The sequence below is a fragment of the Thermoanaerobacter wiegelii Rt8.B1 genome (assembly GCF_000147695.2).
GTDB lineage: Bacteria > Bacillota > Thermoanaerobacteria > Thermoanaerobacterales > Thermoanaerobacteraceae > Thermoanaerobacter > Thermoanaerobacter ethanolicus.
The window spans coordinates 1,136,837-1,163,637 of record NC_015958.1 but is presented as its reverse complement, the minus strand read 5'-3'; the positions used below and the strand labels follow the sequence as shown (position 1 = coordinate 1,163,637).

The window sequence follows — 26,801 nt, the reverse complement described above, 5'->3', positions numbered from 1 at the left end:
CATTTTTTATATTCTGACTTCCGCTTTTATTAAAAATACATTCCTTTTACAAATTCATTTTGAAAATCTTCATGGGTTGATAGTTCTATATAGTTTATTTTACTTTGTAGATGTATAGCTCTTTCCAATTCTTTATCAGAAAGCAATGCCATTATCGCACCAACTCCAGCACTATTGCCTACTTGAAGGATTTTGCCTTTTAATTCTTTAGGTAAAAGCCCAATTGCTGTTGCACTCTCGGGAAGAATATAATTTCCAAATCCTCCTGCCAAAAACACTTTTTTTATTTCATTTACGTCAATGCCCATTTCTTTTGTCATGATGTTAATGCCAGCGAGTATGGCACCTTTTGCCAGTTGTATTTGCCTTATATCTTTTTGTGTCACATATATTCCATCTTCTATTAAAAATGCTGGTTCATCTTTGTAAACAGTCATCCTTTCGGCAATATCACGAGGTGCGCCTTTAACTTCTTCTTTAGACAAAAACCTGCCAGTACTATCAACAATGCCGTACTTCAGAAGTTCAGAAATAATATCTACAATACCAGAACCGCATATTCCTTTAGCTTTTTTATCTCCTATTGTAGTATAAAAAGGTTTTTTACTAAAATTTACATGGTCTATTGCTCCTTCTACGCCATTTAGTCCAAAAGTTATTCCTGCGCCTTCAAAAGCAGGGCCTGCTGCTGCCGAAGAAGCAATAAGGTTATCTTTATTCCCCAATACCATTTCGCCGTTGGTTCCTATGTCTACAAGCAAGCATAGATCGTCAGTTTGGTCAATTTTGTTTGCCAAAACTGCTGCCACAGTATCTGCTCCTACATAAGAAGATATAAGAGGCAACGTTATTAAATATCCTTCCTTGTTTATATCTATACCAATCTCTTTTGCTTTTATTTCTATCTTTGACGTAAAAGTCGGTACATAAGGAGATATTGCTATATACTTGGGAGATACATTTAAAAGAAAATGTATCATTGTAGGATTACCTACTGCCACTATTTCATGTATATCGCTTTTGCCTATAGAATTTTTTGCACAAAACTCCTCTACAATCTCATTTATTTTATTTATTAGAGCTGAATGCAACTGATACAATCCTTGAGAATTAGTAATACTATAAGTTATTCTCGTTATAACATCAGCTCCAAAAGTTCTCTGTGGATTTAAACATGAATACACATCTACTTCTTTACCTTCATCTAAGTCATACAAATAAGCAGCAATAGTAGTAGTTCCTATATCTAATGCTATACCATAGTTGTATTCTTTTGAAGCAGCTTTTTTAATAGAAATTATTTCATTTTTTCTAATAGTAATATTTACCTTATAATCATTTTCTTCTAAAACTTCAGGAAGATTACTTAAAAGCCCTAAAGGAATTTCTATTTCTCCACTCACAGCCTCTTTAATTCTTTTAACATAGTCTCCTTGGTCGTTTAAAGTTGGTCTTCCAATATCTACTGTAGAAGTTTTTATGCGAGGGTGTGACTCAATACTTAACAAATTATTTTCTTTCGTCAATATTTTTGCTTTTTGCTCTTCAGAAAGTACTTTGACCTCTAAATCCCTATCTATCTCAACAAAACACGCAAGCCGAACATTGTTTTTTATTTCTTTATCTGTCAAAAAATATTTTTCATCATCAGAGATATCAAGTTCCTCATTTAATATAACTTTACATTGACCACAAATCCGACTACCACCACAAAAATTGTTAAGTCTTATTCCATTTCTTACAAGAATGTGAAACAAATTTTCTCCTTCACTTGCTTCAATAACTTTTGTATTACTACTAAAACGTACAGTCACTTTATATTTAGATTCACCAGGAACATTTCTATAAATACAATCTTTGGCTTCACAATCGTCACAGACTGATTCTTTTACAGGTCTTTTTACATTTTCCCCTACTCCACATACAAAAGACACTGTTTTTTGGGGTGTTATGATAAAACTGTGATTAATATTTACACCGATTTTTGAACTGTCCACAAGTTTACAAATCACAGCCTGATTTTTTATATCCCACTTATTTCCTGGGTAAAAAATATCTGTAACTTCTTTGCCATACTTTTGCGCGTTTTCTCTTACCTCTTCCCAAAAATTATTCGTCAATATTTCAAGGAACACGCCTGCAATAACATCTAAAATCATTCCTTTTGTGTAATTACTTTCTAAAAAATAATCATTTACCCTTTTATCTATTCTATCTCCCAGTGTAATGATTGCTAAAATTATATATTCCGCTTCTTTTAAATTTTTTACTATATAATCCCCAAACAAATAATCTCCAGTTTTAAAGATTATTTTATTTTTTCTCTCATCAATATGAAAATTATCACATACTTGGTGAATCATTTTGTAATCTATCAAATTTTGTACTTCCGTAGTTGCTTCCTCAATTAAATGTTGATCCACATCAAAATTCATATTTTTTAATTTTTCTAATGACAAGTCTTTTACTCTTTGCGCAACATCTTTACTAAACATTTCCACACCTCATTAAATCCCATATTGTCATATCGTTTTGTTTATTATTATAAATTTCTATAGTAAAAATCGCAAATAAAAATTTATATCGAAAACCTCTACTCATCACAAAATGCATTTGACATTTCAGGGTTTTTCTCATACTATATAGTAGTGTAATTAAGAATAGATTAGCAGTTTAAAATTTCTCTAAAAAATTTTTTAAATTAAAGCAAACTTATTATTGAAATTTATAACAATATGTCTTATAATGAATTGAAATTATTTTTATGAAAGCAAAGCTCTGCAAAGCCTATGCCTTTGAATTACCTATATCAAGGTTTTAGGCTTTTATTCTGAGCCAAAACTTATGAAAGAAGGTGTTATATGCGTTGAAAAAGTTAGATCAAACCCAAACTCCTTTATTTGATGCCTTAATGGAATATGTAAATAACAATACTATCCCTTTTCACGTGCCAGGCCATAAAAAAGGTGTGGGAATGGCAAAAAAATTCTTAGATTTTGTGGGTAAAAATGTATTATCAATGGATGTAACAGTGTTTCAGCAAGTAGATAGCTTGCACAAACCTACTGGGCCAATTAAGTATGCCCAAGAATTAGCAGCAGAAGCGTTTGGTGCTGACGCTACCTTTTTTTCTATTCACGGAACATCTGGTGCAATTCAAGCAATGATTTTAAGCGTAATGGGAGAAGACGAAAAAATTATCGTTCCTCGAAATATTCATAAATCTGTAACGTCAGGAATTATATTAAGTGGTGCTATACCTGTTTATATGCAACCAGAAATTGATAAAAATATCGGTGTTGCATTAAATGTCACCCCAGAAACAGTGGAAAGAACGTTAAGAGAGCATCCTGATGCAAAAGCTGTTTTAATAATAAATCCGACTTATTACGGAGTTTCTACGGATATAGTAAAAATTGCTGAAATTGTTCATGACTACGGCGCTATACTGATGGTAGATGAAGCTCACGGACCACACCTAAAATTTAACGAAAAATTGCCTATTTCAGCGATGGAAGCAGGAGCCGATATCTGTGCACAGAGCACACATAAGATTATTGGCTCAATGACGCAGAGCTCGATGCTTCACGTTAAAGGCGATAGAATTGATATTAATAGAGTAAAACAAGTAATGAGTTTACTCCAGACAACAAGTCCTTCATATATATTGTTGGCTTCCTTAGATGTTGCAAGAATGCAAATGGCTACAGAAGGAAGAGAATTATTAGATAAAACAATAGAATTAGCAGAGTACGCTCGAAAAGAGATAAACAATATAAAAGGACTCTACTGTTTTGGTGAAGAAATTGTTGGCCGAGATGGTGCCTATGACTTTGACCCCACAAAAGTTACAATAACAGCTAAAGGCCTTGGAATAAGCGGCCATCAGTTAGAGAGAATATTGGCAGAAAGATATTATATACAACCTGAACTATCAGATATGTATAATGTTTTATGTGTATTCTCTATTGGTGATACAAAGGAAAAAGTCGATTATCTCTTAAGGGCTTTAAGAGAAATAAGCGATGAATTATACAATGAAAATATTGAAATAGCGAAACCTATAGATATACCAGAAATACCAGAACAAGTAGTATCACCAAGATATGCTTTTGGCTCCTCCACTGTTGCACTACCTCTAAGAGAAAGTGTAGGGCAAATAAGTGCCGAGTTTTTAATGGCTTATCCTCCAGGTATTCCAGTGCTTTGCCCAGGGGAAAGAATAACATTAGAAATTATAGAATATGTAGATAAAATGAAAGAAGCTAACTTAAGCATACAAGGCACCGAAGACCCGGAAGTAAATTATATAAAAGTAGTAAATGACCGGCAAGTTTTAAATGTGATAGCATAATGTTTTACTAAAAAAGGAGTATCTCCAGCAAAAGATACTCCTTTCAGCCTGTAGACAAACTTTCGTAAAGGAGATATTTTGCATAAGGAGTGACTTGTTACAAAGCGGCAGCAAAACTTAGCAAGACCGAGGGTGAAGGCAGGGCCGAAGCCAAGGATGGCGGAGGCGGGCACCTTAAGGCATGGATGCCGATTGTGCCCGGTACCCTGCCGGAACCTGAAGGTCGAGCTTTAGTTTTGTCGCTTTGGAACATCGGAGCGACGATGCAAAATATCTCCTTTGAATATTTTTTTACTTTGTCAACAAACTGAAAGGAGTATCTCTAACAAAAGATACTCCTTTTTAATACCTATTTCAAATATTTTAACAATTTTTCAACTAAACGCTCTTTTGGCATAAAGCCTATAACTTTATCTACCATTTTGCCTTCTACAAAAACCCCCATTGTAGGAATGCTCATAATTCGATACTTAGAGGCAATTACAGGATTTTCATCTACATCAAGTTTTACAACTTTCATCTTATCAGCATATTCTTCTGCAAACTCCTCTAACACTGGTGCCATCATTAAACAGGGTCTACACCATTTAGCCCAAAAATCTACTAAAACAGGTTTATCAGAACTGTATACTTCCTCTGCAAAAGTCTCATCTGTGACATTTACTGGTTTCATTTGTGTATACACTCCTTCTACTTGCTTTTGTACATTTTCATTTATTGAGAAATTGATTTATAATACTCTTCAATTTCGTCATATGTCATAGCCCCATTGCTAATTGCCCTTATGACCCCGTTTTTATCTATAAAATAAGACATAGGTATAAACTGAACTTGATAATCATAAATAGTACTTAAATCAGTATCCAGTAGTACAGTAAATTCATATCCTTTTCCTTCTAAATACTGCTTCACTTTTGATGGGCTTTCACCCAAATCTATCGCAAGTAAGACCGTATCATCTTTATGACTTTTTATAAACTGATTTAAAGCTGGCATTTCAATTTTGCAATAAGGACAAGTTGTTGCCCAAAAGTTTAGTATAACTTTTTTTCCTCTTAAGCTCGACAAGGTCACAGTATTGCCATCTAAATCTTTTAGCGTAAAATCTGGTGCTACATCTCCTACTTGATTCCCTATCTTAGGCTCACTTTGCTCAGTTTTATTTGCATTTGCATTTGAACTTGTATTTTGATCTTCATTATTGCTAGGAGTATTATTTTCTGCCACTTGAGAAGGGGAAGGTTGAGCACTTTTTGTGTAATTATTTAAGACGAAAATAAGTGCCCCTATAACTATCACAGCAATTATAGTAAAAATTAGACTTTTATTTTTCACACTAACCACCTCTTAATAAAAATATCCACTTATCTTGATTAGCATGTTAAAATATAAAAGAACTCCAAATATTATGAGAATAACCCCACTTATTACCTCAATATAAGGCAATATTTTGTTAATCCTTTTATACATACTTTTAAACTTGTCAATCAATAAGGCTGTAACTATAAAAGGTATGCCAAGCCCCATAGAATATGCAAAAAGCAATATCACGCCTACACTTAAAGTACTGACCGCCCCAGCATACAACAATATCGAAGCGAGAATTGGACCTACACAAGGTGTCCACCCTGCTGCAAAAGTTATACCCAATACTAATGACCCTATATAACCGGTCTGTACCTTTTCCATATTTATTAATTTGACTTCTTTATTTAAAAATAGTGGTCTAAAAATCCCAGTCATTTGAAGTCCAAAAAGCACAATTATTATCCCACTTACTTTCCTAAAAATGTCTTTATAGGCTAAAAAAAGCTTTCCTAGTTGGCTTGCAGTCGCCCCCATTAAAACAAACACTATGCTAAATCCCAAAACAAAGAGAAACAAATTTATTAAATTATTCTTTTTATTTCCGAAAATATATGACACATAAGCGGGAATTAAAGGCAAAACACAGGGTGATAAAAAAGAAACAATTCCTGCTAAAAATGCTGTGTAAATTGGCACGTCTACACCTCCCTCCCCTATAGGGTGTGACTAATACTATATTACCACATTTTCTGATACAGTACAACTATGTTCAAACAAGAAAGAAAAGAGAATTCACTTTAAGAAAAATCAAAAACCCTTGATGGCTATTTTGCCATTGAGGATTTTATTTTTGACATTTTGTGACTAATGAGTCATAATAATCTTGAGGTGATGTTGATGCCAAAGGCTACCTTTTTTAATCTTGCACAGGAAAAAAAAGATCTTATCACAGATGCACTTATAAAACATTTTGCAACAAAACCCTATCATCTTGTGGATATATCGGACGTTGCTGAAGGAGAGGATATACTGTGTTTGTCAAAGCAGAAAAGCTTTCCAAAATCTACAGGATTGGCAAAAATGAAATCAGAGCGCTAAATGAGGTGAGCTTTGAGCTTGAAAGAGGTAAAATCTACACTGTGATTGGTCCATCTGGTTCTGGCAAAACTACTCTTTTTAACATTCTTGGTGGGCTTGACAGGGCAGAAGAGGGCAGAATCTTTGTTGATGGAAAAGAGATAACTGCAATGGACCAGAAAAAGCTTTCTGACTACAGACGCGACTATGTTGGGTTTGTTTTTCAATTTTACAACCTGATAAACGGTCTTACTGTGTACGAAAATGTGTTATCCAGCGCGGCTTTAAGCAAAAATCCTTTAGATGTTGACATGGTGCTTGAGATGATGGATGTGTATTCAGAAAAGAATAAATTTCCTTTTGAACTATCTGGCGGTCAGCAGCAGAGGGTTGCAATTGCAAGGGCAGTTGTCAAAAATCCTGCAATGATTCTGTGCGATGAGCCAACAGGTGCGCTTGACTATGAAAGCAGCAAGCTTGTTCTAAAGCTTTTGGAGGATGTAAACAAGAGGTTTGGCACAACCATTTTGATAATAACACACAACCTTGCCATCTCTAAAATGGCAGATGCGACCTTGAGGCTCAGGTCCGGAAGGCTTGTTGAATTTTCAGAGAATCCTCAAAAGATTTCAGCTCAGGAGGTAAGCTGGTAATGTTAATCAAAAAAATCCCTTTGAGGGTTATGAAAAGAGAATTTTTACAGTTCTTTTCTATCATAATGCTTGTTGCAATTGCTTCAATGACATATACCCTTTTTGCTGTGTCAATGGAAGACATAGACGTCAACTATAAGATGTTCATAAAAGACTATGTGCAAGAGGATGGGTATTTTATTACCTCTCAGAATATTGATGAAAAACTCTTGAAAGAAAAATTTGGTGTTGAGCTTGAGGAGAGGCTTTTTTATGAGGTTCAAGAGAATGGAATCACACTTAGAATATTTTCAATTTCAGATAGAATAAACAAGCCCTATATAGAAGCTGGAAAAAAGCCACAAGACGGTGAAGTTTTGCTTGACCCAAGTTTTTTCAAAGCTCACCAGTATCACACAAACGATAGTATAACAATTTTGAATAAAAAGTTTACAGTAAGTGGAATTGGCTATCTTCCTGATTACATTTACATTATAAAAAACGACCAGGACATTCTTCCAGACCCAAAACACTTTGGCGTTGTGCTGATGACAGAAAATGACATGAAAAAGCTGTTTCCTGCTCTTCCTGTTCACTACTACAGCTATAAATGAAGACTCAACAATATCGAAGATTTCAAGAGTTTTATAAATTCTAACTGGCATCTTTTAAAATTCGTTGAGAAAAGTGAAAATCCAAGAATAATTTACACAGAGATGAAGCTTGAAAATGCAAAGAGGATGACATTGCCTCTTAGTCTTTTTATAATTCTTGTATCATCGTTTATACTCTTTATCGTCATGCGAAGGATAATAAACACCATGCACGCAGAAATTGGCACACTCTATTCCATGGGTTATACCCAGAAAGATGTGTTTAGAGTTTTCATGAGATTTCCACTTTATATTTGGTTAACAGGTTCAATTTTGGGTATTCTGCTTGGGTATTTTGAAGCGTATCCGCTTTCAGAATTTTACAGGTCATATTTTACCCTGCCAAAGCTGAAAAATGTTTTGCCATGGCAGCACATATTTGTTGCACTGGCGCTGCCAGCAGTATTTATATTCATCTCAGGGTACCTTGCGCTCAAAAACTTTTTCAAGCTCACGATTGTTCAGATGCTTCATGGTGTTGACGAGATAAAGTTTGGCAAACTTCCTGACATAAAGTTTTTCGACAGGTTTGAATTTCAGACAAAGATTATGTTAAACTACGGCTACAGACATTTTGCAAGAGAGCTTGTTTTAGCAGTTGGTATAATCTTTTCCACAATACTTATGATGTACGGCATGACAGCAAAGGATTCAATTGTTGTTGCCATTGAAAGGACGTATGAAAAAAACTTCAAATATGAATATCTTTACCTCTTAAACTCAGTTTCCACACATCCTGAAATAAAGCTGACAAACCAAGCAGAGCCATACAATGTGATGTCTTTTGATATTGAAGGAAGAAAATTGAGTATTATGATATACGGTATTAAAAAAGATTCACAGATGATAAAGCTCTATGATAATAAAGGCAATGAAATCCCAATTTCGAATAAGCTTGTTATATCAAGACCTTTGGCAAACAAGCTTGGTCTTAAAGAGGGAGATAAAATTCACATAAAGAGCAAGTTCACAGATAAAAAGTACACCTTAAAAGTTTACAAGATAGCTGATCTTCCAGTAGGCAACAGTGGATATATGGACCTTGAGAGTTTCAACAAGATATTTGGTTACAGCAGGGAAGAGTATATTGGCATATTTTCAAAAGAAAAACTAAGCCTTAGCAATAACTTGATTTTTGAAAGCTACTCAAAATCTGAGCTTGTAAATACAATAAAAGCTTCGGCTGGTGACCTTTCAAAGACAATTGAAGTTATGGCACTTGTTGCAGCAATCCTTGCCCTCTTGATCGTGTATGTTTTGTCTACCCTCACTGTCAATGAGAACAAGAAAAACATAGGGATATTAAAAATGCTGGGATATAGAGAAGGCAGTATCTTTAAAATGATGCTTGGCTTTAACAACTTTTCATTTTTAGCAGGATTTATAATAGGCGTTCCTCTCTCAAAGATAACAATGGATAGTCTAATGAATGCGGCAACAAAAGACATAGACTTTGCCATGATGCTTGATGTAAGTACAAAAAGCATCTTCTCAACATTTGCTGTGTTGTTTTTTGTCTTTGTAGTCTCAAGATTTCTGGTCAGAAGAAAGATGGCAAAGATCATGCCGGTTGAGGTTTTAAGAGAACAAGTAGACTAAAAAACAAAAGCTGCTTTCCTTTTTAAAATAGCCACCACTCCTCCATTTTTATTATAGAGCTAAAATTTTAAAAAAGGCAGCAAAGGATTAAAAGCTTTGCTGCCTAACTCTTCTTTACTTTTACTTAAATAATAATTTTTCATTTTTATAATCAAAATCTTACTGGTAATTTCTTTATATTTATCGTTTAATTCTTTCACAAATTTGTCAACTGTACAAAAGTATAAATTTTCAGTAAAGCATTATAGTTTTTTGCACTTTCGTACAAAAATGAGTATCATTTTCTTAAAACTATACCAATCGCGCAATACTTTCATTCTTGTTTTATAGCATTTATGACCATTTTTACCTTTCCAGTTATCTTATCAATCTGAAGCGTGTCTGTAAAATGTACCTCGTATTTTACATTTCTAAGCTTCTTTTTACTCAAAAACTGGTCAAGTTGTCTCTTGATTTCTTCTTCAACATCTTCACCGGCATTAGGTAGTTTGACACAGTTCAATATAAGGCTTTCATCACTTGTCTGGACAAACTGGTATTCTTTTATTCCTTCAACATCAAGGTCATCAATAAAAAGAGGATGAAGAAAGTCCTTATCACCATTTTCATTTTTAAACCACATTATCTCTTCTTCTCTTCCTATTACTCTTTTAATATGAGTATAAGGTAAAGGACCTTTATATTCTCTATCAAATCCTTCTACCACATCATTCAGTCGATAACGGATAAGAGGAAAAATTTTGTTATACAATGGAGTTATGATTAACCTGCCAAACTCATCAACTTCCACATAATTCATATCATCCATGAGATACATACCTTCATACCAGCTAGTTCCCATACCTAAAAATATTGATTCTGTACAACCATAATAATCTATTACGTCAGCATCAAAAACAGAGCTTAAATAATTGGAAATTTCTTTACTTAAAGGCTCTCCTCCTGTAATTATTTTCTTAGGCTTTATATTTATTTCGCCTCTTTGTTGCATATCAGCCAATATTTTTATGCAGGAAGGATAACCAGCCAAATAATTAGGATTGAAATTTTTAATTTTATCTTTCCAAGTATCAATAGGGTCTGCAGCATTTAATACCATACTTTTAGCTCGATATTTTTTAATTCCATTCATAGCAAGTACAGTAGAAGCATAACCGCTGCCTACAGAAGCTACGTACAATACCTTTATAGGGAAATCACTCCATCCAATTTCCTTTTTCCCGCCTATGCTTATCCGAACCATATTGGCTTCTATCATATCCAAAGCATCTATATCATACAGAAAATTACAAGGCTTGCCTGTGCTGCCGGAAGTATGAACAAGGATATATTTTCCTATCCTCACCATTAATTCACTATTTTTCATTGCCATTTCTATCTCTTTGGAAGAGATAGAATCAGTAACTATATCAAAAAAATTATTTCTAATCATTTCTTTATCTATCACAGGCAATTCTTCAATAGGAACAGCGTCCAAATCTTTATATTCTATTCCTGCTCTTTTATAGAGAGTTTTATAAAAATTGCTGGAAGTATAGGCATGTTTTATCATTTCTCTCATACGCTTACTGCTATATTCCATTATTTTTTCACGAGGCCATTTATTATGGTTATATAATTTAAATCCTTCCATCATCACCTTTATCATAGCTTATCTCTCCTTTAAAGTAGCACCTTTTGTAACCTATTTTTCCCTGACAATTATATTATATCTCAATTGCAAAATCTTGCTAAATAAAAAAATAGGCTTTCGCCTATTAAACAATTACTTCTATTTCTTTTAAATCTTCATCGGGTATAAGTGAAGCAGCCTCCTTATCAATTATTATAATTACATCGGGATGTAAAGCTAAAACAGTAGCAGGCACTTTAGTAGTCAATTGTCCTTTTATAGTTTCTTTTATTGCCTCTGCTTTATTTTTTCCAGAAGCCAAAAGGACAATTTTCTTTGCTTTCATGATACTTCCAAGTCCCATAGTAATCGCCTTTCTTGGTACTTCCTCTGCGCTTTTAAAAAATCTCTTATTAGCATTTATTGTATCTTCTGTCAAAGTAACTACATGAGTTTTAGTCTCTATGCTCTCCTCCGGCTCATTAAATCCTATATGTCCATTGACACCAATACCTAATATTTGCAAGTCAATCCCACCTGCTTTTTCAATTTCTTCTTCATATTTTCTACACTCTTCTTCTAAATCCTCGGCTATGCCATTTGGAATATGAACATTTTCTTTTTTAATGTTAATATGATTGAAAAAATTGTGGAACATAAAATAATGATAGCTTTGAGGATGGTCTGGAGATAAACCAATGTATTCGTCTAAATTAAAAGTAATGACATTAGAAAAATCTATTTCCCCTCTTTTATACATCTCAATTAAATGTTTATACATCCCCAGAGGCGTAGAACCTGTAGCAAGCCCCAAAACCGTATTATGTTTTTCTTTGATTTGCTTTTTCACAATTTCTGCTGCCTTTTTACTCATTTCGTCATAATTTACAGTTATAATTACTTTCATCTTATGGCCTCCTTATAGTAAAATTAAATTATTTGTATTTAAAAGCACATCGGCTACCGCCCCAATAGCAGAAGCATCTTCACCAAGTTGAGCTACTTTAATGTCAAAATCAAAAGGCACAATCCTTTTCACTTTCTCCTTTAACTCCTGGCGTATATCAATTTCATAGTTTAGGATGTCTCCTCCAATTATTATTGCTTCTGGGTTTAAAATACTTACAATATTGGCAATACCCATGCTTAAATTTTTAATAAATTGAGATACAGCTTGTACACAAGCAGGATTTTGTTTTTTATATTCTTTTACTACACCCTCCATAGTTTTTACATAAGACAAACTTTTAGAAACTGATTCAACTAAAGAAGACAAAGAAGCCTTTCTTTCAAAATAACCATAATCCTCGTAAGAATAAACTCTTTCAAAAGCATCCTCTCCTATGGCCATGTACCCTACTTCCCCTGCAGCGTAACTATTGCCTCGTAATAAAGTACCATTTACATATATTCCCGAGCCTATACCATTTCCTATGTTTATAAGCACAAAATTCTCTATTTCACGGCAACAACCAATCCATCTCTCTCCCAGTGCAGCATAATTTACACTGTTATCTACGTAGATGTTATAATTAAAAATTTCCCTCAGCCTTTTCTTTAATTCAAAATTATTCCATTTGAGTCCCGGTGCATCCACAACTCCTGCTTGTATATCTGTAATTCCTGGAAGACCAATACCAATTCCTATTATATTTTTATCTTCCTCAGTAAGTTCTTTTATCCCTTTCACAATTCCATTAAAAGCCTGTTCTTTAATGCCAGTTTCCCATTTTATCTTTTTCAAAATTTTCCCCTCTAAATTAGTCAGAATTCCTATCGAATTCGTAGATTCAACACTTATCCCTATAACAAATCTAGCATCAGGATTAAAAGAAAGCTGTATAGGCTTTCTCCCTACTGTACCTTTTTCTCCGTAACCATTTTCTATTACCAAACCTTCTTCAATCAACTCATCTACAATGGCAGAAATAGTAGATTTGCTCATTTTTAAAACTTTAGAAACCTCTATTCTCGATATGGGTTGCATCTTTTTAATAACATCTAAAACATTGGCTTTATTGATATTTTTAATTAACCCTGAAGTGCCTTTAGTATAGTCTTTCAATATCTCGCCTCCATTAGTTCATTATCTAAACTAATTATCTAAAAAAATTAGTTCGATATCCGAACATTTTCCTGTAATTATTATACCATAATAATTTGAAAAATGTAAATAATAAATTTTGAGACTACAAATATACAAGGAAGGTGTCTTATAATGAATAAAAAAATGAAATACATTGCAATAATTATTTTAATACTTTTTGTAGCCTTTGCTGGATTAGAATTAAAAACTTATAACTATGAAAGCAAAACTCCTGTTAAAAAACTTTATCCAACTCCTCAAATTTATCAAAGAGTATTAGTCTTTGCACCTCACCCTGACGATGAAACATTGGCTTCAGCTGGCCTTATTCAAGACACTATGAGATATGGTGGTGAGGTAAAAGTCGTAATAATAACTAATGGAGATTCCTTTAAAAGGGCAGTTATTGAAAATTATGACATTCCTTTTCCAACCCCTCATGATTTTTTGCGTCTTGGATACGATAGACAGAAAGAGACTCTTTCTGCTTTAAAATACTTAGGAGTAAAAGGGAAAAACATTATTTTTTTAGGATATCCTGATAAAGGTTTAGCTCCTCTTTGGTGGAAATATTGGAATGTACCTTATAAAAGCTTTGGTACTAAGACAGCAATAAGCCCCTATGATAATTCATACACTCTGAAAGTAGAATACAAAGGAGAAAACATAATAAAAGATTTAACAAAAATTATAAAAGAATATGACCCTACGCTTATTGTATATCCTCATCCAAATGAGCTTCATCCCGACCATTGGGCAACAAATAGTTTTGTAAAATATACCTTATATCTTCTTAAAAAAGAAAATCTCCCTCAATTTCTTTACATAGTTCATCGCACAGACTGGCCACTGCCTTTTGGAAAACACCCTCAATTAAATCTAAATCCTCCTCAAAATCTTTTGAAGACAGGAACAGAGTGGCATCTATACCCTCTTGCAAAAACCGATATTGACAAAAAGGGAGAAGCAATAATGATGTATAAAACTCAGATAAAAGTGATGAAAGACTTTTTATTGGCCTTTGACAGAAAAACAGAGCTGTATGGGTTTTATGAAGACGGTATATTGAAAAAATACAATAAAAACCGTAAATTTGATGATTATAAAGTGATAATAGATCCAGAATATGATAATTTTAGAGATTATGAAAATGGAAGTGTTGATATAACAGGAGTATATGCATACATGCAAAACAATAATTTACACGTAGCTATAAAGTGTAGACAACCTGCAAAGCCACTTTATGAATACAACTTATATGGTATACTATTTAAAGGTCATAAAGAAATTACAAGAATAAATGTAAAAGCTACAAATGGAAAAATAGTCAATAGAAAAGGAGATGTCAATATAAAAAATAGAATAGTTCATATCACTATTCCGATAAATATAGACTTTGATGCAATATATTTATCTGCTACCACTACTTCTAATAAATATCTTATTGACAAAACAGCGTGGAGACTTTTGAAAAAAGAAAAATAATCAATATCCTATTAACTTGTAGCCATTTACTAAAATTTTATTTGCAGAACTCATTTTGTAAATTACATCAATTTTTTCTTTTGAAATTGGTTTCACCAATAAAGCTACATTGCCTTCATTTAAAATATTTCCAGACTCCACCATCATATTGTCATTTATTTTTACATTCTCCAATATAGCGTTTATTCCAATGTAACAATTATCACCAATGTAAGAGTTAAATATTATAGTTTTTATATTGATATTACAGCAATTCCCAATATAGCATTCTCCCTTTATTATTGCTCCATTGGAAATAATAGCATTTTTCCCTATTTCAATTTTTGAAGCCCCTATTGTATTTATATTGACTCCATCATAAATACTTGCACCATCATTAATAACAATTTTACCCACTTTGTAATTTTCATCAACTTCATCTGCTCTAATAACAACATTAGGTCCTATGTAGACATTTTCTCCTACTACAATATTGCCAATTAAAATCGCTGTGTTATCTATGTAAGCTGTATGAGCAATTTGAGGAAAATTCCCAAATATATCTTCCCTAATCATAATTTCCACCTCATATAACCTAACATTTATATCAGGTTATAATACTTGTTTACATTATATCGCAAAAAAAGTAAATACACAACGAAAAAATGAAATTAAAAGTTTAGAAAATTTTATAAAATAAAAATGCCCTAAAAGCTTCATTTAAAAGCTTTTAAGGCTTGTTGTAAAAGATACAATCATGTCTTTTCCCCTTATTCCTCTACAAAATACCTTCCTTCACGAATATCAAGGATTATCTTTATAATTTTATCTGTCAATAATTCAAAAATTTTTTCACCTTTTTCTTTTGTTGCAAGAGTAGCATCTCCAGACATGGCATTTTCATAAAGTATTTTTCCTCTGTCTTTAAAATAAATGCGATATAGAGGTTTCTTTAAATTTTTTGTCGCTTTATCCATTTGAACAAGTCTCTCATCGTAATATAAAATGGCAGATGTTTCATCTTCTCCTGCATGGCCTTGACCTTGTGTAATAGTAAGTATTTCCTTTGTAAAGTCCAGCCACCAATTTATTGTTAAAACTACCATTCCAAGCTGGACTAGCTTTTCACTGGCAAGATTGAGAGCATTTATATTCCCTCCATGTCCGTTTAAAAATATAAGCTTTTTAAGCCCATTTTCATATAAGCTTTTACCCACTGCATACACGTACTCCGCTAATACTTCTGAAGGCACATGAATTGTGCCAGGGTAGACAGATAAGTCGTAACTTTGCCCATATGGTATTTCAGGTGCAATCCACACATAATCGCCAATTTTTCTTTCAATCATTTCACAAAAAAGTCTAGGCGAAAAAATATCAGTTCCCAAAGGAAGGTGATGTCCATGAGCCTCAACAGAGCCTACAGGAATTATAACTATATCTGATTTTTTCAAGTTTTTTTGAAAGTCATCAGAAACATAGTTTATTAAATACATGTAACTTCTCTCCCTATTTTGATTATTACAAATTAAGGGTATCATAATTTAAATCAAATTTAAATATACCTACATACTACAATTATTTTTCTTCAAGTCGTTTTTTTCTTTCAAGATATTCCTCTTCGCTCATTTCCCCTCTTGCATATCTTTCTTTTAAAATTTCTATCGCATCGCTCTCTTTGTTTCTATTTTTTGTGCCTCGAAATAATGATATAATAAAGTATATTGCAGCAACTATTAAACCTATCTCTATTGCCATCCAGACAATGCTCCAAATAAATCCACCTATGCCATATCCCCAACCCCAGCCATACATCATTCTCATCATAATATTTTCCCTCCTTTTTTCCTTTCAAAAATAATTATACACCGCCATTATGAAAAACTTATGAACCAGTTTTTATAGGGGAATTTTAACAGTAAACTTACTCCCCTTATTTATCTCGCTTTCAACGTTTATTTTGCCTCCATGGGCTAGTACTATGACTTTTGCAATCGAAAGCCCTATTCCACTTCCACCTGTTTCACGATTTCTTGATTTTTCTCCTCTGTAAAACCTTTCAAAAATAAAAGGAATATCATCTTTTGATATACCCATTCCATTATCTTCTACAATAAATACTGCATAATCGCCATCTTTATAAAAGGCTATTTTTATTTTGCCACCTACAGGAGTATATTTATTTGAATTTGATATTAGGTTAACGAAGACCTGTGCTATTCTGTCCTTATCACCAAACAACATAATGTTATCTTCTATGTTCTTTACAACTTCTTGTTCTTTTTCAGCAAAAGATGCTTCAAAATTTGTTAAAATGTTCTTTACTAATTCGCTTACGTCAAATTTGATTTTATTAAGCTTTAACATGTCAGATTCAAATTTATTCAATGTTTCAAGGTCTTTTACAATGTTTATAAGTCTTAAGACTTCTTCATTTAAACTCTTCAGTCTTTCATGCGTCGGCTCCCAAACCCCATCAAGCATTGCTTCAATATGGCTGTGCAATGTTGTCAATGGTGTTCTAAGCTCATGGGCAATGTCAGAGGTCATTTGTTTTCTCAGTATTTCCTGATATTTTAAAGATTCTCCAAGATGGTTTATCGCAGCTGTAAGCTTAAATAGCTCTTCTTCTTTAGGTATATCATACACCTTTGCAGTAAAATCACCTTTTTCAAGCTTTTTAGCAACTTCCGTAATATTAATTAACGGTCTTGTAATATAATTTGACACATAAATACTTATAATCAATGCTATAAAAATAGCTACTACTGTTGCTATAACATTATATCTGCTAATGTCACATAAAAAGTTAAAATCTAAGTCACTCATCATTATGGGCCCATAATAAATTATATCCACATATCCTACTGTTTTTTCATCTACAATGATAGGAAGAGTTTTTTCAGAAATATCTCTTTTATTCCATTTTCCCATCATATTCATCATATATGACATTGAAGAAAAATCCCATATAATCTTGCCATCTTTATCTCTAAGCCTTAATCCATATCCTTCCATCATAGCTGCATGAGCAATTTCACGCCCTGTTGTACTTTTCCAGCCTCCATCAGATTTATACACTGCAGCAAGAGTGTTAGCTATATTGCTAAATTCTTTATCTGTTGACTTTGTAACATAATTTCCAAAGCTATTTATTATTAAGATGTTTGTGGTAATACTTACAATAACAATCGATATAAGGGCTATCGAAATAAATATAATAGCCGTCCTTGTTCTTAAATTATTTTTAAGCATTTCCATCACCAAATTTATATCCAACGCCATACACCGTTTTAATATACACTGGATTTTTTGTATCGTCTTCAATTTTTTGTCTTAAATTTTTAATATGTGCATCAATCGTCCTGTCATAGCCTTCATAGTCAAATCCCATAACTTTTTCAATTAATTCTTCTCTTGTAAAGACTCTGTTAGGATTCCGAATTAAAAGCTTTAAAATTTTGAATTCGTTTGGAGTAAGATTTACAACCACTCCCTTTTTCTTCACCGTGTGTGCTTTTAAATCGACCACAAGGTCATCGTTATTAAAAGACATTACTTCAGCAAGAGGTACATCATCTGTTGTTCTTCTTAATATTGCTTTTACTCTCATAACCAATTCACGTGGGCTAAATGGTTTTGTAAGATAGTCATCAGCACCTATAGAAAATCCATTAATTTTATCACTTTCTTGAACTTTTGCTGTAAGCATCAATATCGGAACATTGGAAAACTGCCGTATCCTCTTGCACAGTTCCTCTCCTGAAATACCTGGCAACATAAGATCAAGTATAACAAGATCCGGTTTTTCTTTTTTGAAGGTATTTAACACGTTATTACCATTAGTTTCTGTAATAACGCTAAATCCCTCACGCTCAAGATATGACTTTACAACTTCCAGTATTTTTATTTCGTCATCAACAACAAATATTTTTTTATCCATCTTTCATCCGCCCTTTATTATTTTATTGTAAAATTATGAATAACGTATGAAGAAAGAAGTTGATAAATTTCTTTCTTCATAATATTATACCTCACGGCTTATGAAAATCTAACAACCTATTTTAAAAAAATCATTCAAATAAAACTCGTCTACCAGTAGTTTTATATCTTTTTTTCTCTTCATATTTTCTTCAAAAGTAAGTTTTAAAATAAAGATGAAAAGAAGTTAACAATTTTTTGATAAACAGAAAGGAGTTGAAAAGTATGTGTCTTATATTAATTTTGGCAATTGGTTTTTATTTGTACAAAACAGGTGACCTGCAAAGAATGATTAATAATTTGCATGAAAACAAAAATTACCAAACAAACGAAGCAAAAAGAATACTCGATATACGCTTGGCTAAAGGCGAAATTACAGAAGAAGAGTATAACAAATTAAAAAGTATTTTGTAAAATATAAATATTTGGAGAGGAGGAAAAAATAATGTTTGGAGGATATATGCCGGGTGGTTTAGGTCGTTGGTTTGGAGGATATTATCCTTGTGGTTATGGAACTTGGTTCGGTGGGGGACTTGCCAATATATTGTTCTTAATTTTAATAGGTGTAGTAATTTACTTGCTAGTAAAACATATTAGAAATGTTAACTTTTTTAAAAAACACGATACAGCTCCTAATAATGAAGCCTTAGAAATTGCCAAATTAAGATACGTTCGCGGCGAAATCACTTTAGACGAATATACAGAAATAGTAAAAATGTTAAAAAAATAAACCAAATAATTTGACATTATTTTTGTTTGCATTACTCCTATTGACATTTTATGATAATTTTTTTACAATATATTGAGTAAAGGGGAGTAGTTCGCATAGCTTATATGCGGTAAAGTCAACATATCGGGTAGCCCTGGCTTTACCTTAAAGAACGAGACCTTTACATAATATGTTTGACATATTATGTAAAGGTCCTAATTTATTTATAGAGCAAATATAATAATCGGGGAGGCAATAAAATGGAGGCACTTGTCACATCCTTCATCCTTATCTTTACTTCTGAGATGGGAGATAAGTCACAGTTTATGTCAATGGCTTTTGCTACTCTTTTTAAAGTCAGGACTGTTCTTACAAGCATATTTATCGCTGCCCTAATAAACAATGGAATTGCTGTGATATTCGGTTCATATATCACCGAATATATTCCAATTTTTTATATAAAATTTTTAGCTGCTTTATTATTTTTGTTTTTTGGAATTACAACTTTGTTAGAAAAAGAAACTAAACAGGAAAAAATAAAAAATTCAAAATATGGACCTGTTGCAACTATTATAAGTACATATGTACTATCAGAATTTGGAGACAAAACGCAATTAGCTGCTATAGCTTTGACTGTCTCCTATAATAGTCCTTTTTATATATTAATAGGCACTACTCTGGGAATATTTTTAGCAGATGTATTAGGAATAATTGTAGGTATCTATTTCAATAAAAGAATCCCTTCAAAATATTTAAAATATCTATCTTCCTTTATATTTATCGCCTTTGGTCTTTCTACTTTGTATAAATTATTTTCCTAAATCAAAAACGGGTACTTAAGTTGTACCCGTTTTTGACCCTCTCATCGGAAATTTTACCTGCCGTAACAAAAAACCATATTACCTATTCTTGCCGCTATAGGTAGTGACCACAGCCACGCATTTGTAGAACTCTGGTCAAAATAATACAAGGCTCCGTTTGTTGGGTCAACACCACTTAACGCATCTCTTGCTGCACTTATAGCATCAGCTGAAGCAGGTCTGTTTATCCAGCCATTTAGTACAGGAGTAAATTGGTAGTTACCGTAATCATCAACTTGGTATATTACGTCTTTTATAGTGTTAGGAAAAATGCCACTTTTAACCCTGTTTATTACTACAGCTGCAACTGCTACTTTTGCCTTATAAGGTTCACCATCTGCTTCTGCTGTGACTAGTCGCGCAAGGAGGTCAAATTCCTCTTTTGTGTAGGGTATTACGCCTCTTTCAATAGAGCCTCTGCTGACATCTTGATATGTTCTATTAGAAGAAGCATTTGGTATAATAAAGACTTGTCCAGGATATATTATGTCGCTTTTGTATCCGTTTGCAGATTTAAGCATATCAACAGTAATTCCATATTTTAAAGCAATTAAGTACAAGCTGTCACCTTTCTGAACAACATATGTGTTATCACTACCCGGCACTTGTAAAACTTGCCCTGGATATATTATGGTACTTTGAAGGCCGTTTAAAGACATCAGCTTAGTATAGGTAGTCCCGTATTTTTGACTTATGCCCCATAAGGTATCGCCGGGTTTAACTGTGTAAGTTGCAGCAAATATTGATTGGGAAATAAACAATCCGGCTATAACTGATGCGATGAGAGGTTTGACTTTGATGTGAATATTAAACATGTTGTTCCCCCTTTTGCCTCCGAGGTTAGTTGACGGGTTCGGGTTAGGGCCACCCTACCACAAATGTGGATTCACCCCAATTTAGTTCCCCCGTACCCCTTATCGGGGATTCGGCATCTTTTTTAACTAAATTATAGCCGGATATTTAATTTGTGTCCATATTAAACTGGTGGAAAGATAGGTACTTACTGGCACTCACTGTAGCCACAGAAAGGACAGAAAACACATCCTCCCTCATGAACCAATTTAGCACCGCAATCCGGACATGTAAACACATTTACATTATTTTGATCAGCTTTATTTTCTTTTAGCTGTTTTTTATCCTCTGCCACTTGGTTTTTCATTTTAATCACCTCTATATATTGTTGTATTATTATAATACCACACAATATATAGGATTTCAAGAGCAAAGTTCGATAAAAAAATAACATCACCTTAAAGGCAATGTTATGGTAAATTCACTACCTTTCCCTACTTCACTTTTTACAGTGACACTTCCTTTGTGTTCCTCAATAATCCACTTAGCAATAGCTAATCCCAATCCTGCCCCACCTGTCTCCTTAGCTCTCGCTTTGTCTACTCTGTAAAACCTATCAAAAATATGTGGAATATCTTCTTGTGGTATACCTATGCCATCATCTTTAATTTTTATATAGGCTTTTGAATTATCTTTCCCCACATCAATTTCTATATTGCCATCTGAAGAAGTGTATTTTGCTGCATTGTCTAAAAATATCCTTATAAGCTCTTTAATGAGTTTTTTGTCAGCCGTTATATTTATGTCATTTTGCCCTTTTACAACTATATTTTTGCTTTCATTTAACATTTTTATTTCCTCTGCAACTTCTTTTATTACATCCTTTAAATTAAATTGTTCCTTATTTAACTTTATTGACTTATTATCTCCTTTTGCCAACAAAAGGAGTCTTTCAATGAGATGCTCCATGTCTAACGTTTCTCTTTTAATTGCCTCTATAGCCTCTTGCAAAACGGCTTTGTCTTCTTTTCCCCATCTATCCAACATGTCAATATACCCTTTTATTACAGAAATTGGGGTTCTAAGTTCGTGAGAAGCATCAGAAACAAACATGTTCTGCCTTTTAAAAGAGTCTTCCAACCTATCCAGCATACCATTGAAGGTTTTTGCCAATCTTGTAAGTTCATCATCTTCTCCATATATTTTAAGTCTTTTATTTAACCCATGGGCATCTATCTCTCTCACTTCTTTTATCATATAATCCACAGGTCTTAAAGCCCTCTTTGTAACGAAATATCCTGCAATAAAGGACACAAAAATTCCTGCTGCATCAGCAAAAAACATCAAAATAAAAAGTAGCTTCAAAAACAAATATTCATTTTCCATGTCTTTTATCACTTGAATATAGAACACTTTATCATCGCTTTTAAAAATGGTATTGAGGTAAGTCAAATCCTTATCATATTTGTCAATTTTAACAGGAATATCTATGTTTACATCATGAGGAATATTAATTCTTTCTAATCTTTTAGAAGAATAGATGACATTCCCTTTTTCATCAAATATTTTTGTATAAATATTTTCATTTGGTATGCTTGAAAAAATCAAATCTTTTTCAGATAAATTGACGTCCCCTTTTATTTCCCCCAGTTTACTTTTTATAGCCTCTGCCTGGCTTGTTACTTGGTCCATTGCTTGGTATATTAAATAATATTTTAAGCCGTAAAGCACAGAAGCATTAAGCACAATCAATATCACTGAAAAAACTGCAGAATAAAGAAGAGCTATCCTCAAAGTTATGCGGCGGGGCCACAGCTTAATCTTCATCTTTATCCTCCTTTAAAGTGTACCCCACTCCCCTTATAGTGTGAATTAGCTTACGGTCAAAGGGATCGTCAATTTTGCTTCTCAAATACCTTATATATACATCCACTATATTGGTATCCCCATAATAATCATAGCCCCACACGCCCTCAAGGATTTTTTCTCTTGTCAATGCTATATTTGCATTTTTAATCAAATATTCTAAAAGGTCAAATTCTTTTTTTGTAAGTTCAATTTTTATCCCTGCTCTTCTTACTTCATGAGTTGTCAAATCCATAATGATGTCGCTGTATTTTAACACATCTTTCTTAAGATGCGGCTTTTTCTTTCTCAAGGCAGCCCTTACCCTTGCAAAAAGCTCTTCTATAGAAAAGGGTTTTGTAACATAATCGTCAGCTCCAATGTCAAGTCCTTCTACCTTGTCTTTTACTTCGTACTTGGCAGTTAGCATTATAACAGGTATGTCAGAATGTTCTCTTATTTTTTTTAAAACTTCAAATCCATCAATTCCCGGAAGCATTATATCCAAAAGCACAAGGTCATAGTCCCCTTCCAGTGCTTCCTTTAAGCCAGAAACTCCATCGTAAGTTACAGTAACAGTATATCCTTCATGTTCAAATTCCAATTGTAAAAAACGGGCTATGTGCTTTTCATCCTCTATAATCAGTATTTTTTCTTTCATTATTCCTCACCAATGATATTATAGCATATCAAAGGTTTTATAAAAATCCGGATACGAAATATTTACACATTCAGCATTTTTTATCTTAGTTTCTCCTTCTGCCATAAGTCCAGCAACCCATAAAGACATGGCAATCCTGTGGTCATTATAACTTTCCACAGTATTCCCTTTTAAAAATCCTGTGCCTTCTATAATCATTCCATCTTCCGTTTCAAAAATTTTTGCTCCCATTTTCTTGAGTTCCGAAGTGATTGTATTTATTCTATTGCTTTCCTTTACTTTTAACTCCTCGGCATCTTTTATCACCGTTTTCCCTTCTGAAAAGACTGCCGCAACTGCTATTACTGGAATTTCATCAATAAGCCTTGGAATAAGACTTCCTCCAATTTCAATTCCTTTTAACCTTGAAGTTTTAATCGTAATATCCGCAACTTTTTCGTTATTTACAACTCTTTCATTAGTGAGAACAACATTTCCACCCATTTCTTTTATAACATCAATAATACCAGTTCTGGTATGATTGACATTTACATCTTGTATGGTAACCTCAGAATTTGGAACAATAGTTGCAGCAACAATAAAATACGCTGCTGACGATATATCCCCTGGCACAACAATTTTCTGCCCTTGTAACTTGTAGCCAGGATAACAGGTTATTTTTGTACCAGTTACTTCTACTTTAGCACCAAAAGAACTAAACATGAGTTCCGTGTGATTTCTTGAAGGATAGGGTTCTTCAATAGTCGTTTTATCATCGGCGTAAAGGCTTGCCAACATTATGCTGGACTTAACCTGTGCACTGGCAATTGGCATTTTGTAATATATGCCTTTAAGTTTGTTTCCAAAAACCGTAAGAGGTGCAAAATTTCCTTCTCTTGCTTCTATTTTCGCTCCCATCATACTAAGAGGAGTTATCACTCTTCCCATAGGGCGTCTCTTTATAGAATCATCACCTGTAAGCGTTGTCTCAAACTTTTGACCAGCGAGAATACCCATCAAAAGCCGAATGGTAGTACCCGAATTTCCTACATCAAGGATTTTTTCGCTTTTATTTAAATAAAGCCCTTTTCCATGAACTTTAACATTTGTCCCTTTTAATTCAATGTCAACTCCTAAATTCTTCATACAATTAATAGTAGATATACAATCTTCTCCTAAAAGAAAATTTTCAATTTCTGTAATCCCTTCCGCAATTGACCCAATCATTACAGCTCTATGGGATATTGACTTGTCTCCAGGGACTGAGATAATACCTTTTAAAAATCTTTTCTTTTTAACTTCAATATCCATAACAACACCTCAAGTTATAGTGTTTCGATATTTTCTCGCGTCTTCAAGAAATTTTTGTATGCTGTCAATATCATCATTTTCTAAATAACTAATAAAGTCAGTCAAGACTTCTTTATAGTTTTTTAATAAATCTAAAATAATTTCCCTATTCGTATAAATTATATCTTTCCATATTTCAGTCTGAGACAAGGCAATTCGCGTAGTATCTTTAAACCCACCAGCTGCGTATTTAAATGCTTCACTGCATTTATCATGAGCAAAATTCGTAAGGGTAGCAGAAAGAATATGAGGTACATGACTTATTATTCCGACAATGGCATCGTGTTTATTATAATCCATTATTACCGGTTTTGCACCTATTTTTATTATTACTTCATTTATTAATAAATCTAAAACATCTTCCTTTACATTATCAAAAGGTGTCAACAAATAATTAGAGTTGACAAATAAATCTGCATCAGCGTTATCATAACCTGCCTTCTCTGTGCCAGCCATAGGATGGCCCCCGATGAAAAAAATTTCATCGGGTAAAAATTTTTGCACTTCTTCCATTATAACTTTTTTTGTACTTCCAACGTCAGTTACAATACAACCTTTTTTTAAATAAGGAAGTATATTTTTAGCCTTTTCAGCAACTTTTCCAACAGGCGTGCATATAAAAACTACATCAGCATCTACTTGAAAATCAAGGTCTGTCACGCCGTAAGAAATTACTCCTTCTTCTAATGCTTTTTGTAAACTGTCTCTATTTAGATCAACACCAATAATGTCTATATCTGTGTATTTTTTTAATGCTTTTGCCATTGATCCCCCTATAAGACCCAATCCTACAATAACCGCATTTTTTATCATACAAAATCACGCCCTACTGCTTTAGCGATAACCTTTATGTCCTCACACAAAGTCTCAAAATTTTCAGGAGTAAGGGATTGAGCCCCATCGGATAATGCATTTTTAGGGTCTGGATGTACCTCAATAATGAGGCCATCGGCTCCTGCTGCTATAGCAGCTTTAGCCATAGGAGCTACAAGGTGCCATTTCCCAGTCCCGTGACTGGGATCAACAACTATAGGCAAATGGCTCAACTTTTTTATGGCTGGGACTGCACTTAAATCCAAAGTATTTCGTGTATAAGTTTCAAACGTCCTTATTCCTCTTTCACATAGGATGACGTTTTTATTACCCTCGCTTAGGATATACTCCGCAGCACTTAACCACTCTTCTAATGTTGCCGCAAGTCCTCTCTTTAATAAAACAGGCTTATTGATTCTACCTACTGCTTTAAGTAATGGAAAATTTTGCATATTTCTTGTACCTATTTGTATAACATCAGCGTATTCCGCCACTAGTTCAACTGAATGGACATCCATAACTTCTGTAACAATCTTAAGTCCAGTAAGTTCTTTAGCTTCTTTTAGCATCTTTAAGCCCTCTTCTTCAAGGCCTTGGAAGGAGTAAGGAGATGTTCTCGGTTTAAATGCCCCTCCTCTTAAAAATTGAGCTCCCGCTTTTTTAACAGCCATAGCACTTTCAAAAAGTTGTTCTCTGCTTTCTACTGCGCAAGGTCCTGCCATTATAACTATGTTGTTTCCACCTATTTTTATATCCTCTACTTCCACGATGGTAGGCTCTGGTTTGAAAATTCTGCTGGCGAGTTTGTAAGGTTCTACAATAGGAATAACTTTTTCAACACCCTCCATCATTTCAATAGCCTTACCTTCCAATTTTTTCTTATCACCGATAACACCTATGACTATCTTTTCCTCACCTTTTGAAATGTGGTAACCTAAACCAAGAGATGTTAAAAGATTTGTAATATCAGAGATTTGCTTCTCAGTGGCATCAATATTCATAACAATTACCATTTCCAATTCCTCC

General features: G+C 33.4%; 27 protein-coding genes and 1 riboswitch. Of the genes, 8 read left to right on the top strand and 19 right to left on the bottom strand.

Features of this window, described 5'->3' with window-relative positions; genetic code table 11:
* Positions 1 to 29: 29 nt before the first annotated feature.
* Complete coding sequence (locus THEWI_RS05630; protein ID WP_014062745.1) at positions 30 to 2,495, bottom strand: ASKHA domain-containing protein; 2,466 nt, start codon at positions 2,493 to 2,495, stop codon at positions 30 to 32.
* Positions 2,496 to 2,866: 371 nt separating this feature from the next.
* Here THEWI_RS05630 and THEWI_RS05625 point away from each other — a divergent pair, with 371 nt between their 5' ends.
* Entirely contained in the window at positions 2,867 to 4,354 is a 1,488-nt protein-coding gene (locus tag THEWI_RS05625; RefSeq protein ID WP_014062744.1) for an aminotransferase class I/II-fold pyridoxal phosphate-dependent enzyme, read from the top strand.
* A gap of 349 nt (positions 4,355 to 4,703) precedes the next feature.
* Here the strand turns inward: THEWI_RS05625 and trxA are convergent, their stop codons facing one another.
* Genes trxA through THEWI_RS05605 form a run of 3 tightly spaced genes read right to left on the bottom strand, consistent with a single transcriptional unit; the run spans position 4,704 to position 6,358 of the window.
* Entirely contained in the window at positions 4,704 to 5,027 is a 324-nt protein-coding gene (gene trxA / locus THEWI_RS05615; protein ID WP_014062743.1) for a thioredoxin, read from the bottom strand.
* Positions 5,028 to 5,068: 41 nt separating this feature from the next.
* Positions 5,069 to 5,689: a peroxiredoxin family protein gene (locus THEWI_RS05610; protein ID WP_014062742.1), complete on the bottom strand. Its 621-nt coding sequence runs from the start codon at positions 5,687 to 5,689 to the stop codon at positions 5,069 to 5,071.
* A gap of 12 nt (positions 5,690 to 5,701) precedes the next feature.
* The gene (locus THEWI_RS05605; protein WP_014062741.1) at positions 5,702 to 6,358 is read right to left on the bottom strand and encodes a cytochrome c biogenesis CcdA family protein; all 657 of its coding nucleotides are present in this window, start codon (positions 6,356 to 6,358) and stop codon (positions 5,702 to 5,704) included.
* Positions 6,359 to 6,693: 335 nt separating this feature from the next.
* On the opposite strand from THEWI_RS05605, the gene THEWI_RS05600 reads away from it, so the two are divergent.
* From THEWI_RS05600 to THEWI_RS05595, 3 genes are all read left to right on the top strand, one after another.
* Positions 6,694 to 7,392 carry an ABC transporter ATP-binding protein gene (locus THEWI_RS05600; protein ID WP_003870086.1) on the top strand — a complete coding sequence of 233 codons (699 nt, stop codon included), beginning with the start codon at positions 6,694 to 6,696 and terminating at the stop codon, positions 7,390 to 7,392.
* Positions 7,392 to 7,985, top strand: coding sequence for a hypothetical protein (locus tag THEWI_RS15770; protein ID WP_341853097.1), 594 nt, complete (start codon positions 7,392 to 7,394; stop codon positions 7,983 to 7,985). The genes THEWI_RS05600 and THEWI_RS15770 overlap by 1 nt, the downstream gene beginning before the upstream one ends.
* Positions 7,986 to 8,087: 102 nt before the next feature.
* On the top strand, positions 8,088 to 9,623 hold the full coding sequence (locus tag THEWI_RS05595) for an ABC transporter permease (RefSeq protein WP_341853096.1): 1,536 nt from the start codon (positions 8,088 to 8,090) through the stop codon (positions 9,621 to 9,623).
* Positions 9,624 to 9,936: 313 nt separating this feature from the next.
* On the opposite strand, the gene THEWI_RS05590 is transcribed toward THEWI_RS05595, so the two are convergent.
* The 3 genes from THEWI_RS05590 to THEWI_RS05580 all read right to left on the bottom strand — a co-directional run bounded on the left by THEWI_RS05590 (position 9,937) and on the right by THEWI_RS05580 (position 13,300).
* On the bottom strand, positions 9,937 to 11,271 hold the full coding sequence (locus THEWI_RS05590) for a phenylacetate--CoA ligase family protein (RefSeq protein ID WP_006570503.1): 1,335 nt from the start codon (positions 11,269 to 11,271) through the stop codon (positions 9,937 to 9,939).
* A 109-nt stretch (positions 11,272 to 11,380) separates the two neighbouring features.
* Positions 11,381 to 12,142: a glucosamine-6-phosphate deaminase gene (gene nagB, locus THEWI_RS05585; RefSeq protein WP_003870958.1), complete on the bottom strand. Its 762-nt coding sequence runs from the start codon at positions 12,140 to 12,142 to the stop codon at positions 11,381 to 11,383.
* Positions 12,143 to 12,154: 12 nt separating this feature from the next.
* Complete coding sequence (locus THEWI_RS05580; RefSeq protein ID WP_014062740.1) at positions 12,155 to 13,300, bottom strand: ROK family transcriptional regulator; 1,146 nt, start codon at positions 13,298 to 13,300, stop codon at positions 12,155 to 12,157.
* A gap of 153 nt (positions 13,301 to 13,453) precedes the next feature.
* Here THEWI_RS05580 and THEWI_RS05575 point away from each other — a divergent pair, with 153 nt between their 5' ends.
* Positions 13,454 to 14,806: a PIG-L deacetylase family protein gene (locus THEWI_RS05575; protein ID WP_014062739.1), complete on the top strand. Its 1,353-nt coding sequence runs from the start codon at positions 13,454 to 13,456 to the stop codon at positions 14,804 to 14,806.
* Here THEWI_RS05575 and THEWI_RS05570 read toward each other — a convergent pair whose 3' ends face one another.
* The 5 genes from THEWI_RS05570 to THEWI_RS05550 all read right to left on the bottom strand — a co-directional run bounded on the left by THEWI_RS05570 (position 14,807) and on the right by THEWI_RS05550 (position 18,728).
* Positions 14,807 to 15,361 (bottom strand): LbetaH domain-containing protein, encoded by a 555-nt coding sequence (locus THEWI_RS05570; RefSeq protein WP_014062738.1) that lies wholly within the window; start codon positions 15,359 to 15,361, stop codon positions 14,807 to 14,809.
* Between the two features lie 194 nt (positions 15,362 to 15,555).
* Complete coding sequence (locus tag THEWI_RS05565) at positions 15,556 to 16,281, bottom strand: creatininase family protein (protein WP_014062737.1); 726 nt, start codon at positions 16,279 to 16,281, stop codon at positions 15,556 to 15,558.
* 82 nt (positions 16,282 to 16,363) lie between these two features.
* Positions 16,364 to 16,612, bottom strand: a complete 249-nt coding sequence (locus THEWI_RS05560) for an SHOCT domain-containing protein (RefSeq protein ID WP_014062736.1) — start codon at positions 16,610 to 16,612, stop codon at positions 16,364 to 16,366.
* Between the two features lie 72 nt (positions 16,613 to 16,684).
* The gene (locus tag THEWI_RS05555; RefSeq protein WP_014062735.1) at positions 16,685 to 18,070 is read right to left on the bottom strand and encodes a sensor histidine kinase; all 1,386 of its coding nucleotides are present in this window, start codon (positions 18,068 to 18,070) and stop codon (positions 16,685 to 16,687) included.
* Positions 18,033 to 18,728 carry a response regulator transcription factor gene (locus THEWI_RS05550; protein ID WP_014062734.1) on the bottom strand — a complete coding sequence of 232 codons (696 nt, stop codon included), beginning with the start codon at positions 18,726 to 18,728 and terminating at the stop codon, positions 18,033 to 18,035. The genes THEWI_RS05555 and THEWI_RS05550 overlap by 38 nt, the downstream gene beginning before the upstream one ends.
* A gap of 263 nt (positions 18,729 to 18,991) precedes the next feature.
* On the opposite strand from THEWI_RS05550, the gene THEWI_RS05545 reads away from it, so the two are divergent.
* The 3 genes from THEWI_RS05545 (at position 18,992) to THEWI_RS05535 (ending at position 20,296) form a co-directional block, all read left to right on the top strand.
* Positions 18,992 to 19,180, top strand: coding sequence for an SHOCT domain-containing protein (locus THEWI_RS05545; protein WP_003870735.1), 189 nt, complete (start codon positions 18,992 to 18,994; stop codon positions 19,178 to 19,180).
* 31 nt (positions 19,181 to 19,211) lie between these two features.
* Positions 19,212 to 19,496 (top strand): SHOCT domain-containing protein, encoded by a 285-nt coding sequence (locus THEWI_RS05540; protein WP_014062733.1) that lies wholly within the window; start codon positions 19,212 to 19,214, stop codon positions 19,494 to 19,496.
* A gap of 239 nt (positions 19,497 to 19,735) precedes the next feature.
* Positions 19,736 to 20,296, top strand: coding sequence for a TMEM165/GDT1 family protein (locus THEWI_RS05535; protein WP_014062732.1), 561 nt, complete (start codon positions 19,736 to 19,738; stop codon positions 20,294 to 20,296).
* 53 nt (positions 20,297 to 20,349) lie between these two features.
* Here THEWI_RS05535 and THEWI_RS05530 read toward each other — a convergent pair whose 3' ends face one another.
* The 7 genes from THEWI_RS05530 to aroF all read right to left on the bottom strand — a co-directional run bounded on the left by THEWI_RS05530 (position 20,350) and on the right by aroF (position 26,788).
* The gene (locus THEWI_RS05530; RefSeq protein WP_014062731.1) at positions 20,350 to 21,150 is read right to left on the bottom strand and encodes a cell wall hydrolase; all 801 of its coding nucleotides are present in this window, start codon (positions 21,148 to 21,150) and stop codon (positions 20,350 to 20,352) included.
* A riboswitch (cyclic di-AMP (ydaO/yuaA leader) is annotated at positions 21,150 to 21,276 on the bottom strand. (Overlaps the previous gene by 1 nt.)
* Positions 21,277 to 21,335: 59 nt before the next feature.
* Positions 21,336 to 21,494, bottom strand: a complete 159-nt coding sequence (locus tag THEWI_RS14790) for a hypothetical protein (RefSeq protein ID WP_019907605.1) — start codon at positions 21,492 to 21,494, stop codon at positions 21,336 to 21,338.
* Between the two features lie 86 nt (positions 21,495 to 21,580).
* Positions 21,581 to 22,954, bottom strand: a complete 1,374-nt coding sequence (locus tag THEWI_RS05525) for a sensor histidine kinase (protein ID WP_014062729.1) — start codon at positions 22,952 to 22,954, stop codon at positions 21,581 to 21,583.
* Positions 22,944 to 23,633: a response regulator transcription factor gene (locus THEWI_RS05520; RefSeq protein WP_014062728.1), complete on the bottom strand. Its 690-nt coding sequence runs from the start codon at positions 23,631 to 23,633 to the stop codon at positions 22,944 to 22,946. The genes THEWI_RS05525 and THEWI_RS05520 overlap by 11 nt, the downstream gene beginning before the upstream one ends.
* An 18-nt stretch (positions 23,634 to 23,651) precedes the next feature.
* A complete protein-coding gene (gene aroA / locus THEWI_RS05515) occupies positions 23,652 to 24,923 on the bottom strand; it encodes a 3-phosphoshikimate 1-carboxyvinyltransferase (RefSeq protein WP_014062727.1) in 1,272 nt (423 codons plus the stop codon).
* Positions 24,924 to 24,932: 9 nt separating this feature from the next.
* Complete coding sequence (locus tag THEWI_RS05510; RefSeq protein WP_014062726.1) at positions 24,933 to 25,775, bottom strand: prephenate dehydrogenase; 843 nt, start codon at positions 25,773 to 25,775, stop codon at positions 24,933 to 24,935.
* Entirely contained in the window at positions 25,772 to 26,788 is a 1,017-nt protein-coding gene (gene aroF, locus THEWI_RS05505; RefSeq protein ID WP_014062725.1) for a 3-deoxy-7-phosphoheptulonate synthase, read from the bottom strand. Before aroF ends, THEWI_RS05510 begins: the two co-directional genes overlap by 4 nt.
* Positions 26,789 to 26,801 lie beyond the last annotated feature (13 nt).

Excerpts from the sequence above, each read along its gene's own strand:
- THEWI_RS05560 (WP_014062736.1), bottom strand. The coding sequence starts at position 16,612 with ATGATGAGAATGATGTATGGCTGGGGTTGGGGATATGGCATAGGTGGA.
- aroF (WP_014062725.1), bottom strand. The coding sequence starts at position 26,788 with ATGGTAATTGTTATGAATATTGATGCCACTGAGAAGCAAATCTCTGAT.
- THEWI_RS05595 (WP_341853096.1), top strand. The coding sequence starts at position 8,088 with ATGAAGCTTGAAAATGCAAAGAGGATGACATTGCCTCTTAGTCTTTTT.
- THEWI_RS05575 (WP_014062739.1), top strand. The coding sequence starts at position 13,454 with ATGAATAAAAAAATGAAATACATTGCAATAATTATTTTAATACTTTTT.
- THEWI_RS05520 (WP_014062728.1), bottom strand. The coding sequence starts at position 23,633 with ATGAAAGAAAAAATACTGATTATAGAGGATGAAAAGCACATAGCCCGT.
- THEWI_RS05535 (WP_014062732.1), top strand. The coding sequence starts at position 19,736 with ATGGAGGCACTTGTCACATCCTTCATCCTTATCTTTACTTCTGAGATG.
- THEWI_RS05510 (WP_014062726.1), bottom strand. The coding sequence starts at position 25,775 with ATGATAAAAAATGCGGTTATTGTAGGATTGGGTCTTATAGGGGGATCA.
- aroA (WP_014062727.1), bottom strand. The coding sequence starts at position 24,923 with ATGGATATTGAAGTTAAAAAGAAAAGATTTTTAAAAGGTATTATCTCA.
- THEWI_RS05570 (WP_014062738.1), bottom strand. The coding sequence starts at position 15,361 with ATGATTAGGGAAGATATATTTGGGAATTTTCCTCAAATTGCTCATACA.
- THEWI_RS14790 (WP_019907605.1), bottom strand. The coding sequence starts at position 21,494 with ATGAAAAACCAAGTGGCAGAGGATAAAAAACAGCTAAAAGAAAATAAA.
- THEWI_RS15770 (WP_341853097.1), top strand. The coding sequence starts at position 7,392 with ATGTTAATCAAAAAAATCCCTTTGAGGGTTATGAAAAGAGAATTTTTA.
- THEWI_RS05590 (WP_006570503.1), bottom strand. The coding sequence starts at position 11,271 with ATGATAAAGGTGATGATGGAAGGATTTAAATTATATAACCATAATAAA.
- THEWI_RS05540 (WP_014062733.1), top strand. The coding sequence starts at position 19,212 with ATGTTTGGAGGATATATGCCGGGTGGTTTAGGTCGTTGGTTTGGAGGA.
- THEWI_RS05545 (WP_003870735.1), top strand. The coding sequence starts at position 18,992 with ATGTGTCTTATATTAATTTTGGCAATTGGTTTTTATTTGTACAAAACA.
- THEWI_RS05530 (WP_014062731.1), bottom strand. The coding sequence starts at position 21,150 with ATGTTTAATATTCACATCAAAGTCAAACCTCTCATCGCATCAGTTATA.
- trxA (WP_014062743.1), bottom strand. The coding sequence starts at position 5,027 with ATGAAACCAGTAAATGTCACAGATGAGACTTTTGCAGAGGAAGTATAC.
- THEWI_RS05525 (WP_014062729.1), bottom strand. The coding sequence starts at position 22,954 with ATGAAGATTAAGCTGTGGCCCCGCCGCATAACTTTGAGGATAGCTCTT.
- nagB (WP_003870958.1), bottom strand. The coding sequence starts at position 12,142 with ATGAAAGTAATTATAACTGTAAATTATGACGAAATGAGTAAAAAGGCA.
- THEWI_RS05550 (WP_014062734.1), bottom strand. The coding sequence starts at position 18,728 with ATGGATAAAAAAATATTTGTTGTTGATGACGAAATAAAAATACTGGAA.
- THEWI_RS05565 (WP_014062737.1), bottom strand. The coding sequence starts at position 16,281 with ATGTATTTAATAAACTATGTTTCTGATGACTTTCAAAAAAACTTGAAA.
- THEWI_RS05630 (WP_014062745.1), bottom strand. The coding sequence starts at position 2,495 with ATGTTTAGTAAAGATGTTGCGCAAAGAGTAAAAGACTTGTCATTAGAA.
- THEWI_RS05555 (WP_014062735.1), bottom strand. The coding sequence starts at position 18,070 with ATGGCGTTGGATATAAATTTGGTGATGGAAATGCTTAAAAATAATTTA.